The organism is Pseudomonas sp. MPB03 (genome assembly GCF_046605385.1).
Lineage (GTDB): Bacteria > Pseudomonadota > Gammaproteobacteria > Pseudomonadales > Pseudomonadaceae > Aquipseudomonas > Aquipseudomonas zanjanensis.
Genome location: NZ_CP176770.1, coordinates 5,289,480 through 5,312,304, shown reverse-complemented (window position 1 = coordinate 5,312,304; position 22,825 = coordinate 5,289,480). Strand labels below are relative to the sequence as shown.

General features: G+C 61.8%; 19 protein-coding genes. 4 read left to right on the top strand and 15 right to left on the bottom strand.

Annotation, left to right across the window (positions count from 1 at the left end):
* Positions 1 to 199: 199 nt before the first annotated feature.
* The 4 genes from gcvP to ACLH0I_RS22980 all read right to left on the bottom strand — a co-directional run bounded on the left by gcvP (position 200) and on the right by ACLH0I_RS22980 (position 6,508).
* Positions 200 to 3,049 (bottom strand): aminomethyl-transferring glycine dehydrogenase, encoded by a 2,850-nt coding sequence (gcvP, locus tag ACLH0I_RS22995; protein WP_411385466.1) that lies wholly within the window; start codon positions 3,047 to 3,049, stop codon positions 200 to 202.
* A 10-nt stretch (positions 3,050 to 3,059) separates the two neighbouring features.
* Positions 3,060 to 3,443: a glycine cleavage system protein GcvH gene (gene gcvH / locus ACLH0I_RS22990; protein WP_411385465.1), complete on the bottom strand. Its 384-nt coding sequence runs from the start codon at positions 3,441 to 3,443 to the stop codon at positions 3,060 to 3,062.
* Between the two features lie 429 nt (positions 3,444 to 3,872).
* A complete protein-coding gene (locus ACLH0I_RS22985) occupies positions 3,873 to 5,381 on the bottom strand; it encodes a sigma-54-dependent transcriptional regulator (RefSeq protein ID WP_186706339.1) in 1,509 nt (502 codons plus the stop codon).
* Positions 5,382 to 5,602: 221 nt separating this feature from the next.
* The gene (locus tag ACLH0I_RS22980) at positions 5,603 to 6,508 is read right to left on the bottom strand and encodes a LysR family transcriptional regulator (protein ID WP_186706338.1); all 906 of its coding nucleotides are present in this window, start codon (positions 6,506 to 6,508) and stop codon (positions 5,603 to 5,605) included.
* A gap of 114 nt (positions 6,509 to 6,622) precedes the next feature.
* Between ACLH0I_RS22980 and ACLH0I_RS22975 the strand changes: the two genes are divergently transcribed.
* Both ACLH0I_RS22975 and ACLH0I_RS22970 read left to right on the top strand, forming a co-directional pair.
* The gene (locus ACLH0I_RS22975; protein ID WP_411385464.1) at positions 6,623 to 7,501 is read left to right on the top strand and encodes an MBL fold metallo-hydrolase; all 879 of its coding nucleotides are present in this window, start codon (positions 6,623 to 6,625) and stop codon (positions 7,499 to 7,501) included.
* Positions 7,502 to 7,762: 261 nt separating this feature from the next.
* Entirely contained in the window at positions 7,763 to 8,377 is a 615-nt protein-coding gene (locus tag ACLH0I_RS22970; RefSeq protein ID WP_411385463.1) for an NAD(P)-dependent oxidoreductase, read from the top strand.
* A 9-nt stretch (positions 8,378 to 8,386) separates the two neighbouring features.
* Here ACLH0I_RS22970 and ACLH0I_RS22965 read toward each other — a convergent pair whose 3' ends face one another.
* The 11 genes from ACLH0I_RS22965 to ACLH0I_RS22915 all read right to left on the bottom strand — a co-directional run bounded on the left by ACLH0I_RS22965 (position 8,387) and on the right by ACLH0I_RS22915 (position 21,022).
* Positions 8,387 to 8,716, bottom strand: a complete 330-nt coding sequence (locus ACLH0I_RS22965; protein WP_187293334.1) for a GlpM family protein — start codon at positions 8,714 to 8,716, stop codon at positions 8,387 to 8,389.
* A gap of 25 nt (positions 8,717 to 8,741) precedes the next feature.
* Positions 8,742 to 10,070 carry a sigma-54-dependent transcriptional regulator gene (locus tag ACLH0I_RS22960; protein ID WP_411385462.1) on the bottom strand — a complete coding sequence of 443 codons (1,329 nt, stop codon included), beginning with the start codon at positions 10,068 to 10,070 and terminating at the stop codon, positions 8,742 to 8,744.
* Positions 10,067 to 11,968, bottom strand: coding sequence for an ATP-binding protein (locus ACLH0I_RS22955; RefSeq protein WP_411385461.1), 1,902 nt, complete (start codon positions 11,966 to 11,968; stop codon positions 10,067 to 10,069). Before ACLH0I_RS22955 ends, ACLH0I_RS22960 begins: the two co-directional genes overlap by 4 nt.
* 216 nt (positions 11,969 to 12,184) lie before the next feature.
* The gene (locus ACLH0I_RS22950) at positions 12,185 to 12,919 is read right to left on the bottom strand and encodes an amino acid ABC transporter ATP-binding protein (protein WP_018614195.1); all 735 of its coding nucleotides are present in this window, start codon (positions 12,917 to 12,919) and stop codon (positions 12,185 to 12,187) included.
* Entirely contained in the window at positions 12,916 to 13,587 is a 672-nt protein-coding gene (locus tag ACLH0I_RS22945; RefSeq protein ID WP_014339892.1) for an amino acid ABC transporter permease, read from the bottom strand. Before ACLH0I_RS22945 ends, ACLH0I_RS22950 begins: the two co-directional genes overlap by 4 nt.
* Positions 13,587 to 14,333: an amino acid ABC transporter permease gene (locus ACLH0I_RS22940; RefSeq protein ID WP_053124568.1), complete on the bottom strand. Its 747-nt coding sequence runs from the start codon at positions 14,331 to 14,333 to the stop codon at positions 13,587 to 13,589. The genes ACLH0I_RS22945 and ACLH0I_RS22940 overlap by 1 nt, the downstream gene beginning before the upstream one ends.
* 190 nt (positions 14,334 to 14,523) lie before the next feature.
* Positions 14,524 to 15,438 (bottom strand): glutamate/aspartate ABC transporter substrate-binding protein, encoded by a 915-nt coding sequence (locus tag ACLH0I_RS22935; RefSeq protein WP_186706333.1) that lies wholly within the window; start codon positions 15,436 to 15,438, stop codon positions 14,524 to 14,526.
* Positions 15,439 to 15,887: 449 nt separating this feature from the next.
* On the bottom strand, positions 15,888 to 17,426 hold the full coding sequence (gene glpD / locus ACLH0I_RS22930; RefSeq protein WP_186706332.1) for a glycerol-3-phosphate dehydrogenase: 1,539 nt from the start codon (positions 17,424 to 17,426) through the stop codon (positions 15,888 to 15,890).
* A gap of 324 nt (positions 17,427 to 17,750) precedes the next feature.
* Positions 17,751 to 18,506: a DeoR/GlpR family transcriptional regulator gene (locus tag ACLH0I_RS22925; protein ID WP_186706331.1), complete on the bottom strand. Its 756-nt coding sequence runs from the start codon at positions 18,504 to 18,506 to the stop codon at positions 17,751 to 17,753.
* Between the two features lie 85 nt (positions 18,507 to 18,591).
* A complete protein-coding gene (gene glpK, locus ACLH0I_RS22920; RefSeq protein WP_411385460.1) occupies positions 18,592 to 20,097 on the bottom strand; it encodes a glycerol kinase GlpK in 1,506 nt (501 codons plus the stop codon).
* A gap of 73 nt (positions 20,098 to 20,170) precedes the next feature.
* Positions 20,171 to 21,022 carry an MIP/aquaporin family protein gene (locus ACLH0I_RS22915; protein ID WP_411385459.1) on the bottom strand — a complete coding sequence of 284 codons (852 nt, stop codon included), beginning with the start codon at positions 21,020 to 21,022 and terminating at the stop codon, positions 20,171 to 20,173.
* A 324-nt stretch (positions 21,023 to 21,346) separates the two neighbouring features.
* Here ACLH0I_RS22915 and ybaK point away from each other — a divergent pair, with 324 nt between their 5' ends.
* Positions 21,347 to 21,817, top strand: a complete 471-nt coding sequence (gene ybaK / locus ACLH0I_RS22910; protein ID WP_186706328.1) for a Cys-tRNA(Pro) deacylase — start codon at positions 21,347 to 21,349, stop codon at positions 21,815 to 21,817.
* A 175-nt stretch (positions 21,818 to 21,992) separates the two neighbouring features.
* Positions 21,993 to 22,775: a PhzF family phenazine biosynthesis protein gene (locus ACLH0I_RS22905; protein WP_411385458.1), complete on the top strand. Its 783-nt coding sequence runs from the start codon at positions 21,993 to 21,995 to the stop codon at positions 22,773 to 22,775.
* The last annotated feature ends 50 nt before the right edge of the window (positions 22,776 to 22,825 follow it).

Sequence of the window (22,825 nt, the reverse complement as noted above, 5' to 3'; positions counted from 1 at the left end):
GGTTTACAAGGCTTGGCACATTCCCCTTGTGGGAGCGAGCTTGCTCGCGATTGCGGTGTGACAGTCACCTGAGTGCTGACTGACAACCCGCTATCGCGAGCAAGCTCGCTCCCACAGGGACTGTGGTTTCCTTGAGAAAATGCTTTCACAAGGGATGCGGTGTGTCTGATAGGGGCGAGTAACCCCGCCCCTTCACAGATCAAGCGTAGCTTTCGATCGACGGACAGGCGCAAACCAGGTTGCGGTCGCCAAACACGTTGTCGACCCGGCCCACGGGCGGCCAGTACTTGCCTTCGATCAACGACGCCACCGGGTACACCGCCTGTTCGCGGCTGTACGGGTGAGTCCAGTCGCCGACCAGTTCCGCCGCGGTGTGCGGGGCGTTCTTGAGCGGGTTGTCGTCTTTGTCCAGGCTGCCGTTTTCCACCGCGCGGATTTCTTCGCGGATGCAGATCATGGCGTCGCAGAAGCGGTCCAGCTCTTCCTTGGATTCGCTTTCGGTCGGCTCGATCATCAACGTGCCGGCCACCGGGAACGACATGGTCGGGGCGTGGAAACCGAAGTCGATCAGGCGCTTGGCCACATCATCGACGCTGATGCCGCTGCTGTCCTTGAGCGGACGCAGGTCGAGGATGCATTCGTGGGCCACCAGACCGTTGCTGCCGGAGTAGAGCACCGGGTAATGCTCTTCCAGGCGACGGGCGATGTAGTTGGCATTGAGGATCGCCAGTTGCGAGGCGCGCTTGAGGCCGGCGCCGCCCATCATGCGGATGTACATCCAGGTGATTGGCAGGATGCTCGCGCTGCCGAACGGCGCCGCGCACACCGCGCCTTCCTTGCGTTCCATGTTGGCATGGCCCGGCAGGAACGGCGCCAGGTGGGACTTGACGCCAATCGGGCCGACGCCCGGGCCGCCACCGCCGTGAGGGATGCAGAAGGTCTTGTGCAGGTTCAGGTGCGACACGTCGCCGCCGAACTTGCCCGGGGCGCAGAGGCCGACCATGGCGTTCATGTTGGCGCCGTCGATGTACACCTGGCCGCCGTTGTCATGAATGATGCCGCAGATTTCGCGGATGCCTTCTTCGAACACACCGTGGGTGGACGGGTAGGTGATCATCAGCGCGGCGAGGTGTTCGCGGTGCTCGATGGCCTTGGCGCGCAGGTCTTCGATGTCGACGTTGCCACGGGCATCGCAAGCGGTCACGACCACGCGCATGCCGGCCATGTTGGCGGTGGCCGGGTTGGTGCCGTGGGCCGAGGAGGGGATCAGGCAGATGTCGCGACGGCCTTCGCCACGGCTCTGGTGATAGGCGCGGATCGCCAGCAGGCCGGCGTATTCACCCTGGGAGCCGGCGTTGGGTTGCAGCGACACCGCGTCATAGCCGGTGGCGGCGCAGAGCATGGCTTCCAGCTCGTCGGTCAGTTGCTGGTAACCGGCGCTTTGCTCGGCCGGGGCGAACGGGTGCAGGGCGCCGAACTCGGCCCAGGTCACCGGGATCATTTCGCTGGCGGCGTTGAGTTTCATGGTGCAGGAACCCAGCGGGATCATGGTGCGATCCAGGGCCAGGTCCTTGTCGGCGAGCTTGCGCAGGTAACGCATCAGCTCGGTTTCGGAGTGGTAGCGGTTGAACACCGGGTGGCTGAGGATCGCCGATTGGCGCACCAGCTCGGTCGGGATGCGGCTTTGCACGTTGGCGGCCAGTGCGGCGAAGTCTGGCAGGGCCTTGCCGTCGGCCAATAGGTTCCACAGTGCTTCAATGTCAGCCTGGTTGGTGGTCTCGTCCAGGGACAGGCCCAGGCGTTGCGCGTCCACCACACGCAGGTTGATGCGCTGGGCACGGGCCTTGTCGTGCAGGACGGCGGTTTGCGCGCCGGTGTGCAGGGTCAGGGTGTCGAAGAAGCTTTCCTGCTCTACCTTCAGGCCCAGCGCGCCCAGGCCCTTGGCAAGGATTGCGGTCAGGTGATGGATGCGATTGGCAATCTGCACCAGGCCCTTGGGGCCATGATAAACGGCGTACATGCTGGCGATGTTGGCCAGCAACACTTGGGCGGTGCAGATGTTGCTGGTGGCTTTCTCGCGGCGGATGTGTTGTTCGCGGGTCTGCATCGCCAGGCGCAGGGCCGGCTTGCCGAAACGGTCCACGGAAACGCCGACCAGACGGCCCGGCATGTCGCGCTTGAACGCATCCTTGGTGGAGAAATAGGCCGCGTGTGGGCCGCCGAAGCCCAGCGGCACGCCGAAGCGCTGGGCGCTGCCGATGGCGACGTCGGCGCCGAATTCGCCCGGAGGCGTCAGCAGGGTCAGGGCCAGCAGGTCAGCGGCGACGGCCACCAGGGCGTTGGCGGCGTGGAAGCGTTCGGTCAGTTCGCGGTAGTCGAACAGGTCGCCGTTGCTGGCCGGGTATTGCAACAGCGCGCCAAAGAAGCCGCTGACGTCGCTCAGTTCGCGCTCATCGCCCACCACCACATCGATGCCCAGGGGCTCGGCACGGGTGCGAAGCACGTCGAGGGTTTGCGGGTGGCTGTGCACGGAGGCGAAGAACGCATTGCTGCCCTTGTTCTTGCTCAGACGCTTGCAGAAGGTCATGGCTTCGGCGGCGGCCGTGGCTTCGTCCAACAAGGAGGCGTTGGCGATCGGCAGACCAGTGAGGTCGCTGATCAGGGTCTGGAAGTTCAGCAGCGCTTCGAGACGGCCCTGGGAGATTTCTGGCTGGTACGGGGTGTAGGCGGTGTACCAGGCCGGGTTTTCCAGCAGGTTGCGCAGGATCGGCGCCGGCGTGTGGCAGTTGTAGTAGCCCTGGCCGATGTAAGTCTTGAACAGTTGGTTCTTGCCGGCGATGGCCTTGATCGAGGCCAGTGCATCGGCTTCGCTCTGGCCGTCGCCCATGTCCAGCACGCTGGTGCCCTTGATGCTTTCCGGGATGACGCTGGCGCTCAAGGCTTCCAGGGAGTCGTAGCCCAGGCGCTCGAGCATGGCTTGCTCGTCGCTGGCACGCGGGCCGATATGGCGGGCGATGAATTCGTTGGCGGTGCCGAGATTAACGGTCATGGTGCGCTCCTCAGGCTTCGGCGTTGGCTTTGATCAGGCGATCGTAGGCATCTTGATCCAACAGCTTAGCCACTGCGCTGGCGTCGGTCGGTTTAAAGCGGAAGAACCAGCCTTCGCCCAGCGGATCTTCGTTGACCAGTTCCGGGCTGGCGTCGAGTTTGTCGTTCACTTCGAGCACTTCACCGTCCAGGGGCATGTACACGCCGCTGGCGGCCTTGACCGACTCCACGGTGGAGGCTTCGGCGCCTTTTTCGTAGGCCTGCAATTCAGGCAGTTGCACAAAAACCACGTCGCCCAATGCGTTCTGCGCGAAAGCGGTGATGCCTACGGTGACGCTGCCGTCGACTTCGGCGCGCAGCCATTCGTGATCTTCAGTGAAACGCAACTCGCTCATGGAAACTCCTGGGGCCAGATTCGTCTGGTGGACGCGAAGAAAGGCGCGGGGCTTGGCCCGGCCGAATGGTTATACCCATAGCAAGAATGCGGCCAATATCATTAATAGCTGATATATCAATGGTTTGGGTGGATGTGTCGAGACGTGGATTAGCTTGGCTGTAGCGAAATCGCTACAGCTGCAAGCCTGGAAAAAATCGTTGTGGGATCAAAGCCTTGCACCATGCAGGTTAGCGCGGTGTGTAGCGATATCGTTCCGCTGTAGCGCTTTCAGTACAGTGGAGGTCGTTTTTGACCCTACTTTCGAATGCAACACAAGACACCTGTGGGAGCGAGCTTGCTCGCGATGACGCTAGCCCAGTCAACCATAGGGTGACTGACACACCGCTATCGCGAGCAAGCTCGCTCCCACAGGGGAACTGCGGCGGGTTTATGGCTTCCCGGAAATACCGTACTTGCGCAACCGATGGGCAATCGCGGTATGGGAGGTCTGCAGGCGGCTGGCCAACTGACGGGTGGACGGGTAGTTGGCATACAAACTTTCAAGCAGGTGCTTCTCGAAGCTTTCCACAGCCTGTTCCAGGCTCTCGACTTCCACATCACCCTGGCGCGCCACCGAGGTGCCGGCGATGTCGAGGTCGCCGATGTCCACCAGGCTGCTTTCGCAGATGGCGGCGGCGCGGAAGATCACGTTCTGCAATTGCCGCACGTTGCCCGGCCAGCGGTTGCCCAACAGTGCCGGATACGTGCCGGGAGCGAGGCGGCAGACCGGGCGCTGGATCTGCGCGCAGGCCTGCTGCATGAAATAACGCGCCAGCAGCAGGATGTCCTGGCCGCGCTCACGCAGCGGCGGCACTTCGACGTTGAGCACGTTCAGGCGATAAAACAGGTCTTCGCGGAACGAGCCTTCGCTGACCATTTTCTCCAGGTTGCGGTGGGTGGCGCTGAGGATCCGCACATTGACCTTGATTTCCCGGTCGCCGCCCACCCGGCGGAAGCTGCCATCGTTCAGGAAACGCAGTAGCTTGGCTTGCAGGTACGGCGACATCTCGCCGATTTCATCGAGGAACACCGTGCCCTGGTTCGCCAATTCCATCAGCCCTGGCTTGCCGCCCCGTTGTGCCCCGGTGAAGGCGCCGGGGGCGTAGCCGAACAATTCGCTTTCGGCCAGGTTCTCCGGCAGCGCGGCGCAGTTCAGGGCCAGGAACGGTGCGCTGTGTCGGGCGCTGATGGCGTGGCAAGCCCGGGCCACCAGTTCCTTGCCGGTGCCGGTTTCGCCCTGGATCAGCAACGGTGCATCCAGGGCCGCGACGCGCTGGGCCCGGGCCTTGAGGGTGCGGATCGCCGGGGATTCGCCCAGTAGCGCGTCGAAACCTTCGGCGTGGTCATGATGCAGTGCCGACAGGCGCTCGCCGATGCGGTTGGGCTGATACAACGTCAGCAGCGCGCCGGCATCGGTGATGGGCGTGGCGTCCAGCAGCAAGGTCTGGCCGTTGAGGGTGATTTCCCGCAGCGGCAAGCGGAAACCGTTCTCCAGCAGGGCGCCGAGCAATGCCTCGTCACCGAACAGCTCGGCCACGCTTTCCCCGGCCGGTTCACGCCCGTACAGGGCAATCAGCGCCGGGTTGGCCAGCAACACCTTGCCGGCGCTGTCCAGGGCCAGCACCGGGTCGGTCATGGCGGCGAGCAAGGCATCGAGCTGCAAGTGCCGGCGCTGGCCCGGCAGGATGTCCACCACGGTGACGGCCTGCACGCCGCGCACGCTGAACAGCGCCTCGCGCAACTCGTCGAGCACTTGCGGGCTGAGGGTCGGGGCGTCGATGTAGACGTTGGGCGGCACCATCTCCACGGCATCCAGATTGAGATTGCGCCCACCGAGCAAGGCCAGGACTTCCTGGGTGATGCCGACGCGGTCGATGAAACTGACGTGGATACGCATGGGGCGGTTTAGGGTTCTGGAGTGCGGAGGGTGGCCAGTATGCCTTGGGGCGGGCTGTTGGTGAAATCCCGGCGCAGCCTTGAGGCTGCACCGAGATCCCCTGTGGGAGCGAGCTTGCTCGCGATAGCGGTGTATCAGTCAATAAAGGTTGGCTGACACTCCGCTATCGCGAGCAAGCTCGCTCCCACAAAGGCTCCCACAAAGGCTTGCGCAGAGGGACGCTACAATCCCACATCCCACTCAGGTGTCTCAGGAAACTTCAGCACCAGAAAATCCAGCAGGCTGCGCAACGCCGACGGCATGTGCTTGCGTGAGGCGTACACCGCGTACATGTTCATCCGGCGCGGTTCGGCGTGGCCCAGCAGGCGCACCAGTTCACCGCTCTGGATGTGCGGGCCAGCCTGGTAGCTGGGCAGCATCGCCACGCCCGCGCCGGCTATCGTGGCCTGGAGCAAGGTGCTGGCTTCGTTGGCGCTGATATTGCCTTGCACCGGCACCGCGACCGGCTCGCCGTCCTGCTCGAAGTGCCACAGGCTCTTGCCGACGTAGGAATGGGTCAGGCAGTTGTGCCGGCTCAGGTCTTCCACGCGCAGCGGTGTCGAGTGCTCACGCAGATACCGCGGCGACGCGCAGATCACCGAGCGGCAGACGGTAAGGCGGCGTGCGATCAGGTTCGGGTCCAGGTCGTTGCTCATGCGGATCGCCAGGTCGATGCGTTCATCCACCAGGTTCACGGTGCGGTCGAGCATCTGTAGGTCGACGCTCACCCCAGGGTAGCGCTTGACGTATTCGGCCATGGCGCTCGCCAGTTGGGCCTGGCCGAACGAGGTGCTGGCACTGATGCGCAACATGCCCCGTGGCGCGTCGTCCGGGGTGCCAACGGCGGCTTGCATGTCGCCGGACAACTCCAGCATCTGCCGACAGCGCGGCAGGATTTCCGTGCCGGCGGCGGTCAGGCTCAGTTTGCGCGTGGTGCGGTGCATCAGCCGGGCACCGACCCAGTCTTCCAGCTCCGCCAGGTAGCGTGACACCACCGGCCGCGACAGGTCCAGGTGCTCGGCCGCCGCTGACTGGCTACCGAGGTCGACCACCGTGACGAACACGCGCATTGCTTGTAGACGATCCATGATTTGCCCGCTTTCAGAAACAAACTATGTCCCAGCATCGCATTTTTTGTAACGAGTCAGGCAACTAAGCTCAGTCTCATTCCCCCGACGGGTTTTTGGACAACGGAGCACACCATGACCGGATTTATCCCACTCAAGCGCCTGCTGCTGGCCACCGCCGCCCTGGCCTTCACTGCCCAGGGCTGGGCCGCCGATTTGACGCTCGACGTCTACAACCCCGGTGCGGCGGCGGTTTTTCCAGTGACGTCGGTGTTGGTCAGTGGTGAGAAGGAGGCGATTTTGGTGGACGCCCAGTTCGGCAAGACCCAGGCCGAGCAGGTGGTGGAGAAAATCCGCGCCAGTGGCAAACGGCTGACCACGATCTATATCAGCCATGGCGATCCTGACTACTATTTTGGCTTGGAAACCCTCACCGCCGCGTTCCCCGAGGCCAAGGTGCTGGCGTCGGCGCCGACCGTCGAACACATCAAGCACACCCTGGACGGCAAGCTGAAATATTGGGGGCCGATCCTGAAGACCGATGCACCCACCAAGGCCATCGTGCCCCAGGTGCTCAAGGGCGACAGCCTGACCCTGGAAGGCCAGCGCCTGCAGATCGTCGGCCTCGATGGTCCACAACCGGACCGCAGTTTCGTCTGGATTCCATCGATCAAGGCGGTGGTTGGCGGTGTCGTGGTGGCCGAGAATATTCATGTGTGGATGGCCGACACCCAGACGCCGAAGTCTCACAAGGATTGGTTGGCGACGCTGGATCACATTGAAAAGCTGCAACCGGCCACGGTCATTCCCGGCCATTACCTGGGCGAAAGCGCCCGTTCCCTGGCCCCGGTGACATTTACCGCCGGTTACATCAAGGCCTTCGATGAAGAAACCGCCAAGGCCAAGGATTCCGCCGCGCTGATCGCCGCCATGAAGCAACGCTACCCGAACCTGGGTGAAGACAGTTCCCTGGAACTGAGTGCCAAGGTGGCGAAAGGCGAGATGAAGTGGTGAGGTATTGAGACAGCGATGAGGCTGGGCTGATGCGCTTTGTGGCGAGGGAGCTTGCTCCCGCTGGGCTGCGCAGCGGCCCCAATACCAGCCAATGAGTCGTGACTGGCACACCGCATGAGCATTTTTGCGACTGCTGCGCAGCCGAGCGGGAGCAAGCTCCCTCGCCACAAGGGCTTCATTTCAAGCCATAAAGGCTCATGTCACTTGGAAATATTCAAGCAACTGCTTCAGTAGCATCTTGTGTAATCAACGGAGAACACCATGAGCAAAATCGCAATCATCGGCGCCACCGGGCGTGCGGGTAGCCAGCTGTTGGAAGAGGCCCTTCGCCGTGGTCACAGCGTGACGGCCATTGCCCGCAACACCGCGAAAATCGGCGAAAGGGCCGGGGTGGTCAGCAAACAGCTGGATGTATTGGACAGCGAGGCATTGACTGCGGCCATCGCTGGCCACGACGTGGTGATCAGTGCCGCGCACTTTGCCACCGTGCCGGCCGATAAAATCATCGCACCGCTGAAGGCCGCCGGGGTCAAGCGCCTGCTGGTGGTCGGCGGGGCTGGTTCGTTGCTGCTGCCGGATAACAGCCGGGTGATCGACAGTGACGGTTTTCCTGAGGAATACCTGGCCGAAGCCAGCGCCGGCGCCGTGTTCCTGGATGTGCTGCGCAAGGAACAGGACTTGGACTGGACCTTCCTCTCGCCTTCGGCGGAGTTCGTTGAAACCGAGCGCACCGGGCAGTTCCGAGTGGGTAAGGACCACCTGCTGTTTGATGACACCGGGCGCAGTTGGATCAGCTTCGCCGATTACGCCATCGCGATGATCGATGAAGTGGAAACGCCGCAGTTTTCGCAAAAGCGGTTTACCGTCGGTTATTGATCACAGGGATCAGCCGTGAAGCCGCACCCAGACGCTGACCAGCACCGTCGCCGCCATCAGCCAGGCGACGGCTGCCACGGCCAATGAGGCCTCGAGGCGCATGCGGTCGACCATCACGTACAGCGTTGCGAGATAGACGAAGTACGGAATGATCGACCACATGCCAAACACGATGGTGGTCTTCAGGTCGTCCACCGAGCGGCCCTTGCCGACGATGTAGTGGGCGATCAGGGCGAAGGTGGGGAACAGCGGCACCAACCCGGCGATGTAGTAATTCCTGGTCTTGGCGAGCATCGCCAGGATGACCACTACGGCGGCACCCAGCGCCGCCTTGAAAATCAGATCCACAGGTTCACATCCCAGGTCAGTGGCTCAGGCCATATTTTTTGACTTTGTCGAACAGCGTGGTCTTGGCCATGCCCAGTTCCTGGCTGGCCTGGGTCAGGTTGCCACCGCTGCGTTGCAGGGCGTCCACCAGCAGGTTGCGTTCGAAGGCTTCCACCGCTTCGGCGAAGGCCAGGCCCTGGCTGCCACCGTTGGCGCCGGAGCGCTTGAAGGCCGGTAGGCCCAAGGCGTAGCGCTCGGCGACGTTGCGCAGCTCGCGCACGTTGCCCGGCCAGTCATGGCTCATCAGGTTCGACAGGGTCTGGTTGTCCAGCTCCGGCACCGTGCGGTCGAAGCGCAGGGACGACTGCTGGAGGAAATGCTCGAACAGTTGCAGGATGTCTTCGCGCCGCTCGCGCAGGGGCGGCAGCTCCAGGGTCACCACGTTGAGGCGGTAATACAGATCGCTGCGGAACTGCCCGGAGCGGCCCATTTCGTCCAGGTCGGACTTGGTGGCGGCGATCACCCGGCAATCCACGGCCACGCTCTGGTTCGAACCCAGGCGTTCGAGGGTGCGTTCCTGCAACACGCGCAGCAACTTGATCTGCAAGGGCAGGGGCATGCTCTCCACTTCATCGAGGAACAGTGTGCCGCCATCGGCGTGTTCGATCTTGCCGATCCGGCGCTTGCCGGCACCGGTGAAGGCATTGGCCTCGTGGCCGAAAATCTCGCTTTCGAACAAGTTCTCCGGCAAGCCGCCGCAGTTCAGTGCGACGAATTGTTTGTCGTGGCGCCGACTGAAATCATGCAGGCAGCGGGCGACCAATTCCTTGCCGGTGCCGGTTTCGCCTTCGATCAGCACGTTGGCCGAGGTGTCGGCAACGTTGGCGATCAGCGCGCGCAGGTGCTGCATGGCCGGCGAGCGACCAATGATCCGGCCTTCCAGGGAATCGCGTTCGGCCAGTTGCCGCCGCAGCGATGACACTTCCCGGGCCAGGCTGCGCTGCTCCAGGGCGCGGCGGGCAACGTCCACCAAGCGTTCAGGAGAGAAGGGCTTTTCCATGAAGTCATAGGCGCCTTTTTGCATGGCGCCCACGGCCATGGAAATGTCGCCGTGACCGGTAATCAGCACCACCGGCAGGCTGCGGTCCCGCGCCTTTAGGCGGGTCAACAGTTCCAGGCCGTCGATGCCCGGCAGGCGAATGTCGCTGATGACGATGCCGGCAAAGTTATCGTCGACCCGCTCCAGCGCCTCTTCGGCGCTGCCCACGCCGACGCAGGGAATGTCTTCCAGGCTCAAGGCCTGCTGGCAGCCCAGCAGGACGTGGGGGTCGTCTTCGACGATCAGTACGCTCAGGTCGTGGTTCATAGCGGCTCGGCAGGTGAAGGGTTCACCAACGGTAGGTTGAGGACAAACGTGGTGCCACGCTCGAGCGGGTACTCGACGCCCAGGTGCCCACCCGCGGCGGCGGCCAGGCTTGCCGAGAGCGTCAGGCCCAGGCCCAGGCCTTGTTCGCCAGGCTTGGTGGTGAAGAACGGTTCGAACAAATGCTTGCGGGCCTCAGGATCGATGCCGTGGCCATTGTCGCGCACCCGCAAGCGATATTTACCGTCGGCGGCCTGGCCTTCGAGCCACAGTTTCGGCCCGGGTTGCGTCTGCATGGCGTCCAGGGCGTTGCCGATCAGGTTCACCAGGATCTGTTCCAGGCGGGTCTGGTCGATTTGCAATTGGACGTCATCGAAACCGCTGTGGATCTGGATGTCCAGGTTTTCCAGGCGTCCGCCCAGCAGTTGCAAGGCGGCTTCGACGGCCTTGCCCAGGCTCGCTCGGCCCTGGTCATCGCCGCGCCGGGCAAAGGCCCGCAGGCTGGCGGTGATCCGGCCCATGCGGTCGATCAATTCGTTGATGGTCTTGAGGTTGGTGCTGGCGATGTCCAGTTGGCCGCGCTCCAGGAAACGTACGGTGTTGCCGGACAAAGTGCGCAACGCCGCCAGCGGCTGGTTGAGTTCATGGGCAATACTGGTGGACATCTGGCCGATGGCCGCCAGTTTTCCGGCCTGGACCAGTTCGTCCTGGGCCCGGCGCAAGGTCTCTTCGGCCTGGCGTCGCTCGCGGATCTGGCCCTTGAGTCGTTCGTTGCTGGCACGCAGGTCGGTGGTGCGTTCGGTAATCCGACGCTCGAGCTGGTTGTTGGCTTCCTGCAAGGCTTCCCGGGCGGCGAGGCGGGTGGCGATGACCTTGCGCCGTTCGTTCCAGGCGATCAGCAGGAACGCCACCAGGGCGAAGGCCACGGCCACCAGGATGCCTTGGTTGATCGCCTGGCGACGCAGGTCTTCAAGGGGCGTCAGCAGGGTGAAATTCCACGGGGTATCGCTCAAGGGCCGGGTTTGCGACAAGTAGCTGATGGCGCGCTCGTCGGACACCAGTTCGGTGTTGGCCGGGAAGGTCAGCTTCTCCATGCCTTCGGCCAGGCGTTCCCGGGCCAGGGGCACCAGCTCGTTCAAAGGGAACCAATAATATTGCAGGCTGCGGGCCAGGCGTTCCTTGGTCTCGTCGCTCAGGGGGCGCACCGACTTGAGCCGTCGCGCCGGGTCGCTGGACAGGATGATGATGCCGTTTTCATCACTGACGAACGCCTCCAGCCGCGCCCGCTGCCAGCGCTCCTCCATGGCTTCGAGGCGTACCTTGACCACGGCGACGCCGATGATCTTGCCCTGTTGTTCCAGGCCGTGGGCGAGGTAGTAGCCGGGCTCGCCATTGGTGCTGCCGATGCCATAGAACCGTCCCGGCTGGCCGCGCACGGCGTTCTGGAAGTAGGCGCGGAAGGACAGGTCTTCGCCCAGGTAACTGTCGACATCACGCCAGTTGCTGGTGGCCATCACCCGGCCGGTGGTGTCCATCACGTAGATGGCCCGGCTGCGACTGCGGCGGTTCAGGCCTTCGAGGTATTCGTTGACGGTCTTGCGATGCTCGGGCGTCGGGTCGTCGAGCAGTTGCGAGACGCTCGACTCAAGCTCCAGCAGGCTGGGCAGGTAGGTGTACTTGCTGATCTCGCTCTCGACCGCACGGGCGTGCAGTTCCAACTGGCGCTCGCCATTCTCGGCGAGGCCACGTACGCCGTAGTGCTCGCTGATCCAGAAGCCGAGGTAACCCAGGCCGATCATCAACGCAATGACCAGCGGCGGCAGGAACAGATGGCGGATCAGGCGGGGTTTCACGGCGAGTGATGGCGGCGCGGCGCGATAAAGGGTGGGGTCGCATTTCATCACAGAAGCCTTGGGTCAACCAGTGTGGCGGCGGTCGTCCTTCGAACGCGGTCCTGTGGCGAGGGAGCTTGCTCCCGCTCGGCTGCGAAGCAGTCGCAAAACGGTTCATGCGGTATGCCAGATACATTGCATTTGCCGGTTTTGGGGCCGCTGCGCGACCCAGCGGGAGCAAGCTCCCTCGCCACAAGGATCAGCGCGCCTAAAGAAGGCGACGCTTTAGTGCTGCAGGATTTTCTCAAGGAAATGCTGCGCACGTTCGGAGCGGGCGCTGATGTCGCCGAAGAACTCTTCTTTCGGGCAGTCCTCGATGATCTGGCCCTGGTCCATGAAGATCACCCGGTTCGCCACTTTGCGGGCGAAGCCCATTTCGTGGGTCACGCACATCATGGTCATGCCTTCGTGGGCCAGTTGCACCATCACGTCGAGCACTTCGTTGACCATTTCCGGGTCAAGGGCCGAGGTCGGTTCGTCGAACAGCATCACCACCGGGTCCATCGCCAGCGCACGGGCAATCGCCACGCGCTGCTGCTGGCCGCCGGAGAGCTGGCCCGGGTGCTTGTGGGCGTGGGCCGAGAGACCCACGCGCTCAAGCAATTGCAGGCCTTTCTTGGTGGCTTCTTCCTTGCTGCGGCCCAGCACCTTGATCTGCGCGATGGTCAGGTTCTCGGTGATGGTCAGGTGCGGGAACAGTTCGAAGTGCTGGAACACCATGCCCACGCGCGAACGCAGTTTCGGCAGGTTGGTCTTCGGGTCGGCGATGGACGTGCCATCGACCACGATGTCGCCCTTCTGGAACGGCTCCAGGGCGTTCACGCACTTGATCAGCGTGGACTTGCCCGAACCCGACGGCCCGCACACCACCACAACCTCACCCTTGCTGACCTCGGTGCTGCAATTGGTCAGTACCTGGAAGTCCCCATACCACTTGTTGATGTTCTTGATAGAGATCATACGGCGAACCTTTTTTGCAGACGCTTGACCAGCAGCGAGGCGGCAAAGCTGATTGTGAAGTACACGAGACCTGCGATGATCAGGAACTCATTGGAGCGGCCGATGATGTCGCCATTGGCCCGCGAAGCATTGAGGAAGTCCACCAGGCCGACCGTGTAGACCAGCGAGGTGTCCTGAAACAGGATGATGCTCTGTTGCAGCAACAGCGGGGTCATCTTGCGGAACGCCTGGGGCAGGATGATCAGGCGCATGACCTGGCCATAGTTCATGCCCAGTGCCTGTGCCGCGCCCATCTGGCCCTTGGGGATCGACTGCACGCCGGCCCGCACGATTTCGCAGAAGTACGCCGCCTCGAACATCATGAACGCCACGACGCAGGAGCCGAACGCACCGATCGGCGTGTCTTCGCCGGTGATCCAGCGCAGCACGAACGGCACCGCCAGGTAGAACCAGGTGATGACCAGCAGCAGCGGGATCGAGCGGAAATAGTTGACGTAGGCGCCAGCGATATTGGAGACCAGCTTGTTGTGGGACAGGCGCATCAGCGCCAGGATCGTCCCCAGGATGATCCCGCCGACGACACCCAGGGCCATCAGCTTGAGGGTCATCACCATGCCGTTCCACAAGCCGGGAATGGCCGGGATGATGCCAGTGAAGTCGAATTCCATTATTTACCCCCCACGGAGATCAGGCCGGGCACCGCGACTTTCTTCTCGACCATGCGCATGAGCAGCATCAGGCTCATGTTCAGGGTGAAGTAGATCAGCGTCGCCAGGGTAAAGGCTTCGAACAGGTTGGCCGAGAACTCGGCGGTCTGCTTGGTCTGCGCGAGCAGTTCCATCAAGCCGATCAGCGAGGCCACGGAGGAGTTCTTGAAGACGTTGAGGAATTCCGAGGTAAGCGGCGGAATGATGATCCGGTAGGCCTGGGGCAGCAGCACGTTCCAGTAGATCTGCGGCAGCTTGAAACCCATGGCGCGGGCGGCGGATTCCTGGCCGCGCGGCAGCGCCTGGATGCCGGTGCGTACCTGTTCGCAGACCCGCGCGGCGGTGAACAGGCCCAGGCACACGACGACGCTCAGGTAGGCCGAGGTGGTCGGGTTCAGGTCCTGCTTGTACCACTCCTGCATATCGGCGGGCAGCAGGTCCGGTACCAGGAAGTACCAGATGAACAGCTGAACCAGCAGGGGCACGTTACGGAAAAGCTCTACGTAGCACGTGGCGATACCCGACACCAGCCGGTTCGGTACGGTACGCATTACACCCAGGATCGAACCCAGCAACAGGGCGATGATCCAGGCGACGACGGCGATGGCGATGGTCCAGCCCAGGCCGGCCACGTACCAGTCGAGATAAATCTCGCTGCCCACGCCGGTGGACTTGAAGAACACGCCCCAGTCCCAGTTGTAATTCATTAGGGTCTCCCCTCAGATCGTTCGATATACAAATGCCCGCCTGGGGAAGCTCCGTTCCCGCCCGGCTTGGAGGCCAGGCACACGCGATCGGCTCGACAGCCACCGGTTCGAGTGTTTCCAGATTTGCCAGCAGGGAGTGACCATCCCCTGAAAGGGCCGGGCCCCTTCAGGAGATAAGGTTAGTCAGAAATCAGGATTTCTTGTCGTCAGCCGCTTTATCGGTCGGCGTGGCGATCAGTGCCTTGAGTTCGTCGCTCATCGGGAAGTTGAGGTTCAGGCCTTTTGGCGGGATCGGTTGCATGAACCATTTTTCGTAGATCTTGTTGATCTCGCCCGAAGCGTAGGTGGCCTTGATGGCGTCATCGACAACCTTTTTGAACGGCTCGTCGCCCTTGCGCATCATGCAGCCGTAGATTTCGTAGGACTGTGGGGTGCCGGTGACGGCCCAGTCATCGGCCTTCTTGGCCTTGGCGGCTTCGCCAGCCAGCAGGGCGTCGTCCATCATGAACGCGACGGCACGACCCGATTCCAGCATCTGGAAGGATTCGCCGTGGTCCTTGGCGGAGATGACGTTCATGCCCATCTGCTTGTCGGCGTTCATGGCCTTGAGGATGCGCTCGGACGTGGTGCCGGCGGTGGTCACGACGTTCTTGCCCTTGAGGTCGTCGAAATCCTTGTACTTGGAGTCTTTCTTGGACAGCAGCTTGGTGCCGATCTCGAAGATGCCAACGGAGAAGGCGACTTGTTGCTGGCGCTCGACGTTGTTGGTGGTGGAGCCGCACTCCAGGTCCACGGTGCCGTTCTGCACCAGCGGGATACGAGTTTGCGAGGTGACCAGGTTGTACTTGACCTGCAGGTTCGGTACGTCGAGCTCTTTCTTCAGGGCTTCGACAACTTTCAGCTGGATGTCATGGGAGTAGCCGACCGGCTTGCCGGAAGCGTCTGCGATGTAGGAGAACGGAATGGAAGCGTCGCGATGCCCAAGCGTAACGACGCCGGACTCTTTGATCTTTTTCAGTGTGCCGGTCAGTTCGGCTGCGAAAACCGGCGTGCTGATCAGAGCGGCAGCAATGGCTGCGCCCAGGAGATGGGGAACGATACGCATCGATGTTTCCTCGACATTGTTTTTTTTATTTCGGCCGGTTCGTCGGCCCTGAGTACTTCGAGATGCCTGGCAGCTCCTGGTGTGTTGGCGTACAGGCATTCGTCTCGAGGAGTGTAGAGCATGAGTCGTGCCAGGCCAGTCTGGTCTGTATAACTATTTGTTTTTTAAACTAATTAATGTTTTGTTTCAGGTTTTGTGCGGCATGGTTTATCCGGTTAGCCGAACTGACTGGTAGGTCGTGTTCGGAAAACCGAATGCCCAGAGATCGCTTTTGATCCTTGTGGGAGCGAGCTTGCTCGCGATAGCGGTGTGTCAGTCACATAGATGTTGAAAGTGCTGGCCTCATCGCGAGCAAGCTCGCTCCCACAGGGTCTCTGTGGTGGATTCCAGAATGCGAAAAGCCCCTGAATCGCAGGATTCAGGGGCTCTTGGGTTTAGCCGGGTATCGCTCAGGCCGCTTCGATCTTGCGGCGATTGTGCTCGACCTTATCCAGGTACTGCTGCAGCTTCTGTTGCTCGGCGGGGGTGGTGAACAAACCCAGCTTGCTGCGGCGCCAGAGGATGTCCTGGGCATCGACGGCCCACTCGTCGCTGCACAGATAATCGATTTCGCGGGTGTAGAGGCCGGCACCGATGTGCTCGCCCAGATCGCCGAGGTCGTGCACGCCTTCGAGCATGCGCCAGGTACGGCTGCCATAGGTGGTGGCCCAGCGCCGGGCGATGTCGGTGGGCAGCCAGTCGAATTTGTCCCGCAGCGCCGAGCACAGTGCTTGCGGGGTGGTCATGTTTTCCCCGCCGGGGAGGGCTTCCACGGCGGTCCAGCTCCCGCGCATCTGTGTGAAGTAGGGGGCCAGTTGCGCCATGGCTGATTCGGCCAGTTTGCGATAGGTGGTCAGCTTGCCGCCGAATACCGACAGCAACGGGGCTTCTTGACCGCCGCCCGATAGCGCCAAGGTGTAGTCGCGGGTCACGGCCGATGGGTTGTCGGATTCGTCGTTGCACAGCGGACGCACACCGGAGTAGCTGTGCAGGATATCGTCGCGGCTGATTTGCTTCTTGAAGTGAGCGTTGACCACTTTCAGCAGGTAATCGGTTTCGCCTTCGGTAATCGCCACTTTGGCCGGATCGCCGGTGTATTCGCGATCCGTCGTACCGATCAGGGTGAACTGGTTCAGATACGGAATGGTGAAGACGATGCGCTGATCTTCGTTTTGCAGAATGTGCGCATGCTCGCCTTCGTAGAGTTTCGGCACGATCAGGTGGCTGCCCTGGATCAGGCGGATGCCGTAGGGCGATTCCAGCTTCAGGTCATCGCGAATGAACTTGGCCACCCACGGGCCCGCAGCGTTGACCAGCGCTTTGGCGTGGATCGAAAACAGGCTGCCGTCGGCGCGTTCCAGGTGCAAGTGCCACAGACCTTTGCTGCGACGGGCATTCACGCAACGGGTGCGGGTGTGGACGTGCGCGCCTTTCTCCCGGGCGGCCATGGCATTGAGCACCACCAGCCGCGCGTCGTCGACCCAACAGTCGGAGTATTCGAAGCCTTTGGTGATCTCGCTTTTCAGTGCGCTGTCGGCCCCGAACTTCAGGCTTCTGGAACCGGCGAGTTGCTCACGTTTGCCCAGGTGATCGTAGAGGAACAGGCCGGCGCGAATCATCCAGGCCGGGCGCAGGTGCGGGCGGTGGGGCAGCACGAAGCGCATTTGCTTGACGATGTGCGGGGCCTTGGTCAGCAGCACCTCACGCTCGGCCAAGGCTTCGCGTACGAGGCGGAATTCATAATGTTCAAGGTAGCGCAGGCCGCCGTGGATCAGCTTGCTGCTCGCCGACGAGGTATGGCTGGCCAGGTCGTCCTTTTCGCAAAGGAACACCGAAAGACCGCGACCGGCAGCGTCCGTGGCAATCCCCACGCCATTGATACCGCCACCAATGACGGCGACGTCATAGATCTCGGCGAGAGGGGGCGTAGGCAAGGTAGAAGTGGGCATCGGCTGGCCTCGGGTTCTTTTTCACAATATTTGAATTCGAACATAAATGTTCATTTGCGAAAATACTAGCCCATAAGCACAGCCACGACCAGTCGAATTCGATTGAAATTACTGATCGAATGCGGCTGAAAGGAAAATTTACGAACAAAAAGAGAATTGTGGAATGCTTCTGTGGCGAGGGAGCTTGCTCCCGCTGGATGGCGAAGCCATCCCAAGCAGGCTGGCGTTTTTCTTCAGGCTAACCGCACCAGGCCGATTTTACGACGGCTACGCCGCCGAGCGGGAGCAAGCTCCCTCGCCACAGGGGGGGCGGCGGGGGTGAAGTCAGACCACCTCCAGCCGAATCTTGTGCTGGGTCAATAGTTGCGCCAGGGCCGGAACCGGCTGCTGGTCGGTCACCAGGCAGTCGATCAGGCTGATAGGCCCCAGGCGGACCATGGCGTTGCGCCCGAATTTGCTGGAGTCCGCCGCCAACAGCACTTGCCGGGCGTTGGCGATGATGGCTTGGGAAACCCGCACTTCCTGATAGTCGAAGTCCAGCAGGCTGCCGTCTTCATCGATCCCGCTGATGCCCACCAGGGCGAAGTCGACCTTGAACTGATTGATGAAGTCGACGCTGGCCTGGCCCACCACGCCGCCGTCACGCCGTACGTTACCGCCAGCGACCAGGACTTCGAAATCGTCCTTGGCACTGAGGATCGAAGCGACGTGCAGGTTGTTGGTGATGACCTTCAAGTGGTTGTGATTGAGCAACGCCCGGGCGATGGATTCGGTGGTGGTGCCGATGTTGATGAACAGCGAGGCGTGATCGGGGATCTGGGCGGCGATGGCTTCGGCGATGCGTTGCTTCTCGTCGCGCATCTGGTCCGCGCGCATGGCGTAGGCGGTGTTTTCCACGCTTGAATCGTAGGCGGCGCCGCCGTGGTAGCGGCGCAGCAGGTTCACTTCCGCCAGTTGATTGATGTCGCGGCGGATGGTTTGCGGGGTGACGACAAATAGCTGCGCCATTTCCTCGATGCTGACATAGCCGCGCTCGCGGACCAGTTCGAGGATTTGTTGCTGGCGGGGAGGCAGATTCATGGGGCTTCCTTTGGGCTGCCGTACAAAATTTGCCCATGATGCCGCAGGAATCCACTCCCGGCCAGTTTCGGAATCTTGTCGGCCTTTATTCCGCGTCTTCGTGGGGCTCCCAATCGCGGGTGCGGCTGACCGCTTTCTGCCAGCCGGCGTAGAGTTTCTCTTTCGCCGGCTCGTCCAGTTGCGGTTCGAATTCGCGCTCGATCACCGCTTTGCCCCGCAGTTCTTCCAGGCTGCCCCAGAAACCGCACGCCAGGCCGGCCAGGTACGCCGCACCCAAGGCCGTGGTTTCACGCATTTTCGGCCGCTCGACCCGGGTGCCGAGGATGTCGGCCTGGAACTGCATCAGGAAATTGTTCGCCACCGCGCCACCGTCGACGCGCAGGGCCCGGAGGCGTTCGCCCGAATCCTGCTGCATGGCGTCGAGTACGTCGCGGGTCTGGTAGGCAATCGACTCCAGCGCTGCGCGAATAATGTGATCGACCCGTACGCCGCGGGTCAGGCCGAACAACGCGCCACGGGCATAGGGGTCCCAATACGGCGCGCCGAGGCCGGTGAAGGCGGGCACCAGGTACACGCCGTTGCTGTCCTTGACCTTGTTGGCGAAGTATTCGGTGTCCAGGGCGTCGTTGATGATCTTCAGTTCATCGCGCAGCCATTGGACCGTGGAGCCGCCATTGAATACCGCGCCTTCCAGGGCGTAGGCCACTTCGCCACGGGGGCCGCAGGCGATGGTGGTGAGCATGCCGTGATTGGATTTCACGGCCTTCTTGCCCGTGTTCATCAGCAGGAAGCAGCCGGTGCCGTAGGTGTTTTTCGCCTGGCCCGGCTCCACGCACATCTGCCCGAACAGGGCGGCCTGCTGATCGCCAGCGATGCCGCCAATGGCGATGCCGCTCTTGGTGCGGCCGTAGATTTGCGAAGACGACTTCACTTCAGGGAGCATTTCGCGAGGGATGTCGAGGATCTCGAGCATCTTCGCGTCCCATTCCAGCGAGTGGATATTGAAGAGCATCGTGCGCGAGGCGTTGGTGTAGTCGGTGACGTGGACCTTGCCGCCGGTGAATTTCCAGATGAGCCAGCTGTCGACGGTGCCGAACAGCAGCTCACCGTTGCGCGCGCGCTCGCGGCTGCCTTCGACGTTGTCCAGGATCCACTTGAGCTTGGTGCCGGAGAAGTACGGGTCGGTGACCAGGCCGGTGGTCTGGCTGATGTATTGCTCGTGGCCGTCGCGCTTGAGCTGTTGGCAGATCTCGGTACTGCGCCGGCACTGCCAGACGATGGCGTTGTAGATCGGCCGACCGGTGGTCTTGTCCCAGACCACGGTGGTTTCCCGCTGGTTGGTGATGCCGATGGCCGCCACTTGGTCATGGTGCAGGCCGGCCTGGGCCAGGGCCTCGACCATGACCGCGCTCTGGGTGGCGAAGATTTCCATCGGGTCGTGTTCGACCCAACCGGCTTGTGGGTAATGCTGGGCGAATTCGCGCTGGGCGGTGCAGACCACGTTGGCGTCACGGTCGAAGATGATCGCCCGCGAGCTGGTCGTACCCTGGTCGAGGGCAATGATGTAATTCTTGTTCTGGATATCGGTCATGTCGATTGCCTTGGGACGTAAAAGGAAGAAGCCACGGCGCAGGTTCGATGGGCAAGAGCCTGCGTCGACTGTTTCAGGATGTTCTGGGCTTGCCGTCAATGGCCGGTGTTGCATCCTTTGTAGCAGTTATGGCGCTGGGCAGGTGGCGGGCAATCAACCCGCGATAAGCCGCGGCACCGAGGCACGCACCGATGATCGGCGCAAAAACCGGAACCAGGAAGTACGGGATATCGCGTCCACCCGTGAGGGAAATTTCACCCCAGCCTGCGAAGAAAGTCATCAGTTTAGGACCGAAGTCCCGCGCCGGGTTCATCGCAAAGCCCGTCAGCGGTCCCATGGAGCTGCCAATCACGGCAATCAGCAGGCCGATCAGCAACGGCGCCAGTGGGCCACGGGGCAAGCCGTTGTTGTCATCGGTCAGGGACATGATGACCCCCATCAGAATGGCGGTGATGATCGCTTCCACGAGAAAGGCCTGGCCAGTGGACAATGCCGCGTGCGGGTAGGTGGAGAACACCGAGGCCAGTTCGAGGCTCGCTTCGGTGCCGCGAACCATGTGCCGGGATTGTTCGAAATCGAAGAATAGATTGCTGTACAGCGTGTAGACCAGAAGGGCGCCGCAGAAAGCGCCGGTCACTTGGGAAATGATGTAGAAGGGCAGTTTGCGTTTTTCAAAGTCGGTGAACAGGCACAGGGCGATGCTGACGGCGGGGTTGAGATGGGCGCCGGAAATGCCCGCGCTCAGATAGATTGCCATGCTGACACCGACGCCCCAAATGAGGCTGATTTCCCACAAGCCGAAACTCGCACCCGCGACCTTGAGCGCCGCGACGCAACCGGTGCCGAAAAAGATCAGCAGGCCCGTTCCCAGGAATTCGGCCAGGCATTGGCTGGACAGGGGCGGCTGTTGTAAAGCAGTTGTCATTCAAACCTCGGTTTTTTGTTGTTTTGCAGCGCGTTCGATACAGCACGATTGCGCGATTTCCACCGAGGCAGGATTCCCATCCTGATCTCGGGTTGCAGCTTGAGACATGCAATGTGGCTTTCAGTTTCGAAAAAATATAGACAAGAAACGCTGGTGTCAAAGGTCGAAAGTGAACCGTCGGTCATATTTCAACTATTCGCGCTGTGAATGACTCCCCTGTTGGCGCGGCGTCGCCGGTCGTTGCAGTGCAGTCCCGGAGCCTTTTCACAGGCGATGGCTTAGAATCCGCTCACTCGTTTTGGATTTCCTTTGTCAGGAGCGGTCATGACACCCGCGTTGGATCTGCTTAAGAAAGTGCGCGCCGAACATCGCATCCACAGCTATGAACACGACCCCAAGGCTGCTTCCTATGGCTTGGAGGCGGCGGAAAAGCTCGGGCTGGATCCGGCGCAAGTGTTCAAGACGCTGTTGGCGGCCAGTGAAAAAGGTGAGCTGTTGGTGGCGGTAGTGCCTGTGGCCGGGAGTTTGGATTTGAAAGGCCTGGCCCATGCCGCCGGCGTGAAGAAGGTCGAGATGGCCGACCCGGCCGCCGCGCAGCGTTCGACCGGTTATTTGCTCGGCGGGATCAGCCCGCTGGGGCAGAAGAAGCGTCTGCGCACGTTTATCGACAGTTCCGCACAGCCGCTCGCCAGCATGTTCGTCAGTGCGGGGCGGCGTGGGTTGGAAGTCGAGTTGGCGCCTTCGGTATTGAAGGAGCACACCGGGGCGGCGTTTGCCGATATTGGGCGGACTTGATAGCCGGGTGGCTGCTGCGCAGCCAAGCGGGAGCAAGCTCCCTCGCCACAGGGGCGTAAGGACTGGCCGATGTTTTTATCCGGCGCTGTAGGGTGAAAATTCTGCTGATCTGTCTCTGGATTAAGCCTTGCCGCTGCACCCATGCTGGCGCATCAGAAAAATAAGGAGAAGTGCCATGCAGCTTGCGTTTCATCAGGTCGATGCGTTCAGTGACCGGCCATTCGGCGGTAACCCGGCGATGGTCTATCGGCTCGACGGCTGGCTTGCCGATGACTTGATGCAGAAGATTGCCGCCGAACATAACCTGGCCGAAACCGCGTTTCTGGTGCGTGAAGGCCAGCATTGGCATATCCGCTGGTTCACCCCCACCACCGAAGTCCCGCTGTGTGGGCACGCCACGTTGGCCAGCGCTTACGTGCTGTTCGAGGTCTATCACGAACCCGTCGAGCGCCTGGATTTCATTTGCCGGTCCGGTTCGCTGAGCGTGACGCGCGAGGGGGATCGGCTGTGGCTGGATTTTCCGGCCGTCGTGCCTGCCGAATTGGGCGCCTCCCTGGCGGTGCAGAGTGCCTTGGGCGTCGAAGCGGTGGATGTGTTGAGTTCCAACGAACTGTTCGTGGTACTGGAATCGGAGCAAGCGGTGCTCGATTGCAAGCCGGACATGGCGGCCCTGGCGAAACTGCCCTGGCCCGGCGCTATCGTCACCGCACCGGGGAGCAAGCATGATTTTGTCTCGCGCTATTTTGCCCCGGCGATCGGCATCAACGAAGACCCGGTGACTGGCTCGACCCATTGCAGCCTGATTCCCTACTGGTCCAAACGCCTGGGTAAACACGGGCTGACGGCTTATCAATGCTCGGCCAGGGGCGGGGCGTTGTTTTGCCGGTTGGAGGGTGAGCGGGTGAAGATTGGCGGGCATGCGACGTTGGTGGCGAGTGGGACGTTGATGCTGGGGTGAGTCAGCACTCAAGCCAATGAGATCTGTGGGAGATCAACTGTGGGAGCGAG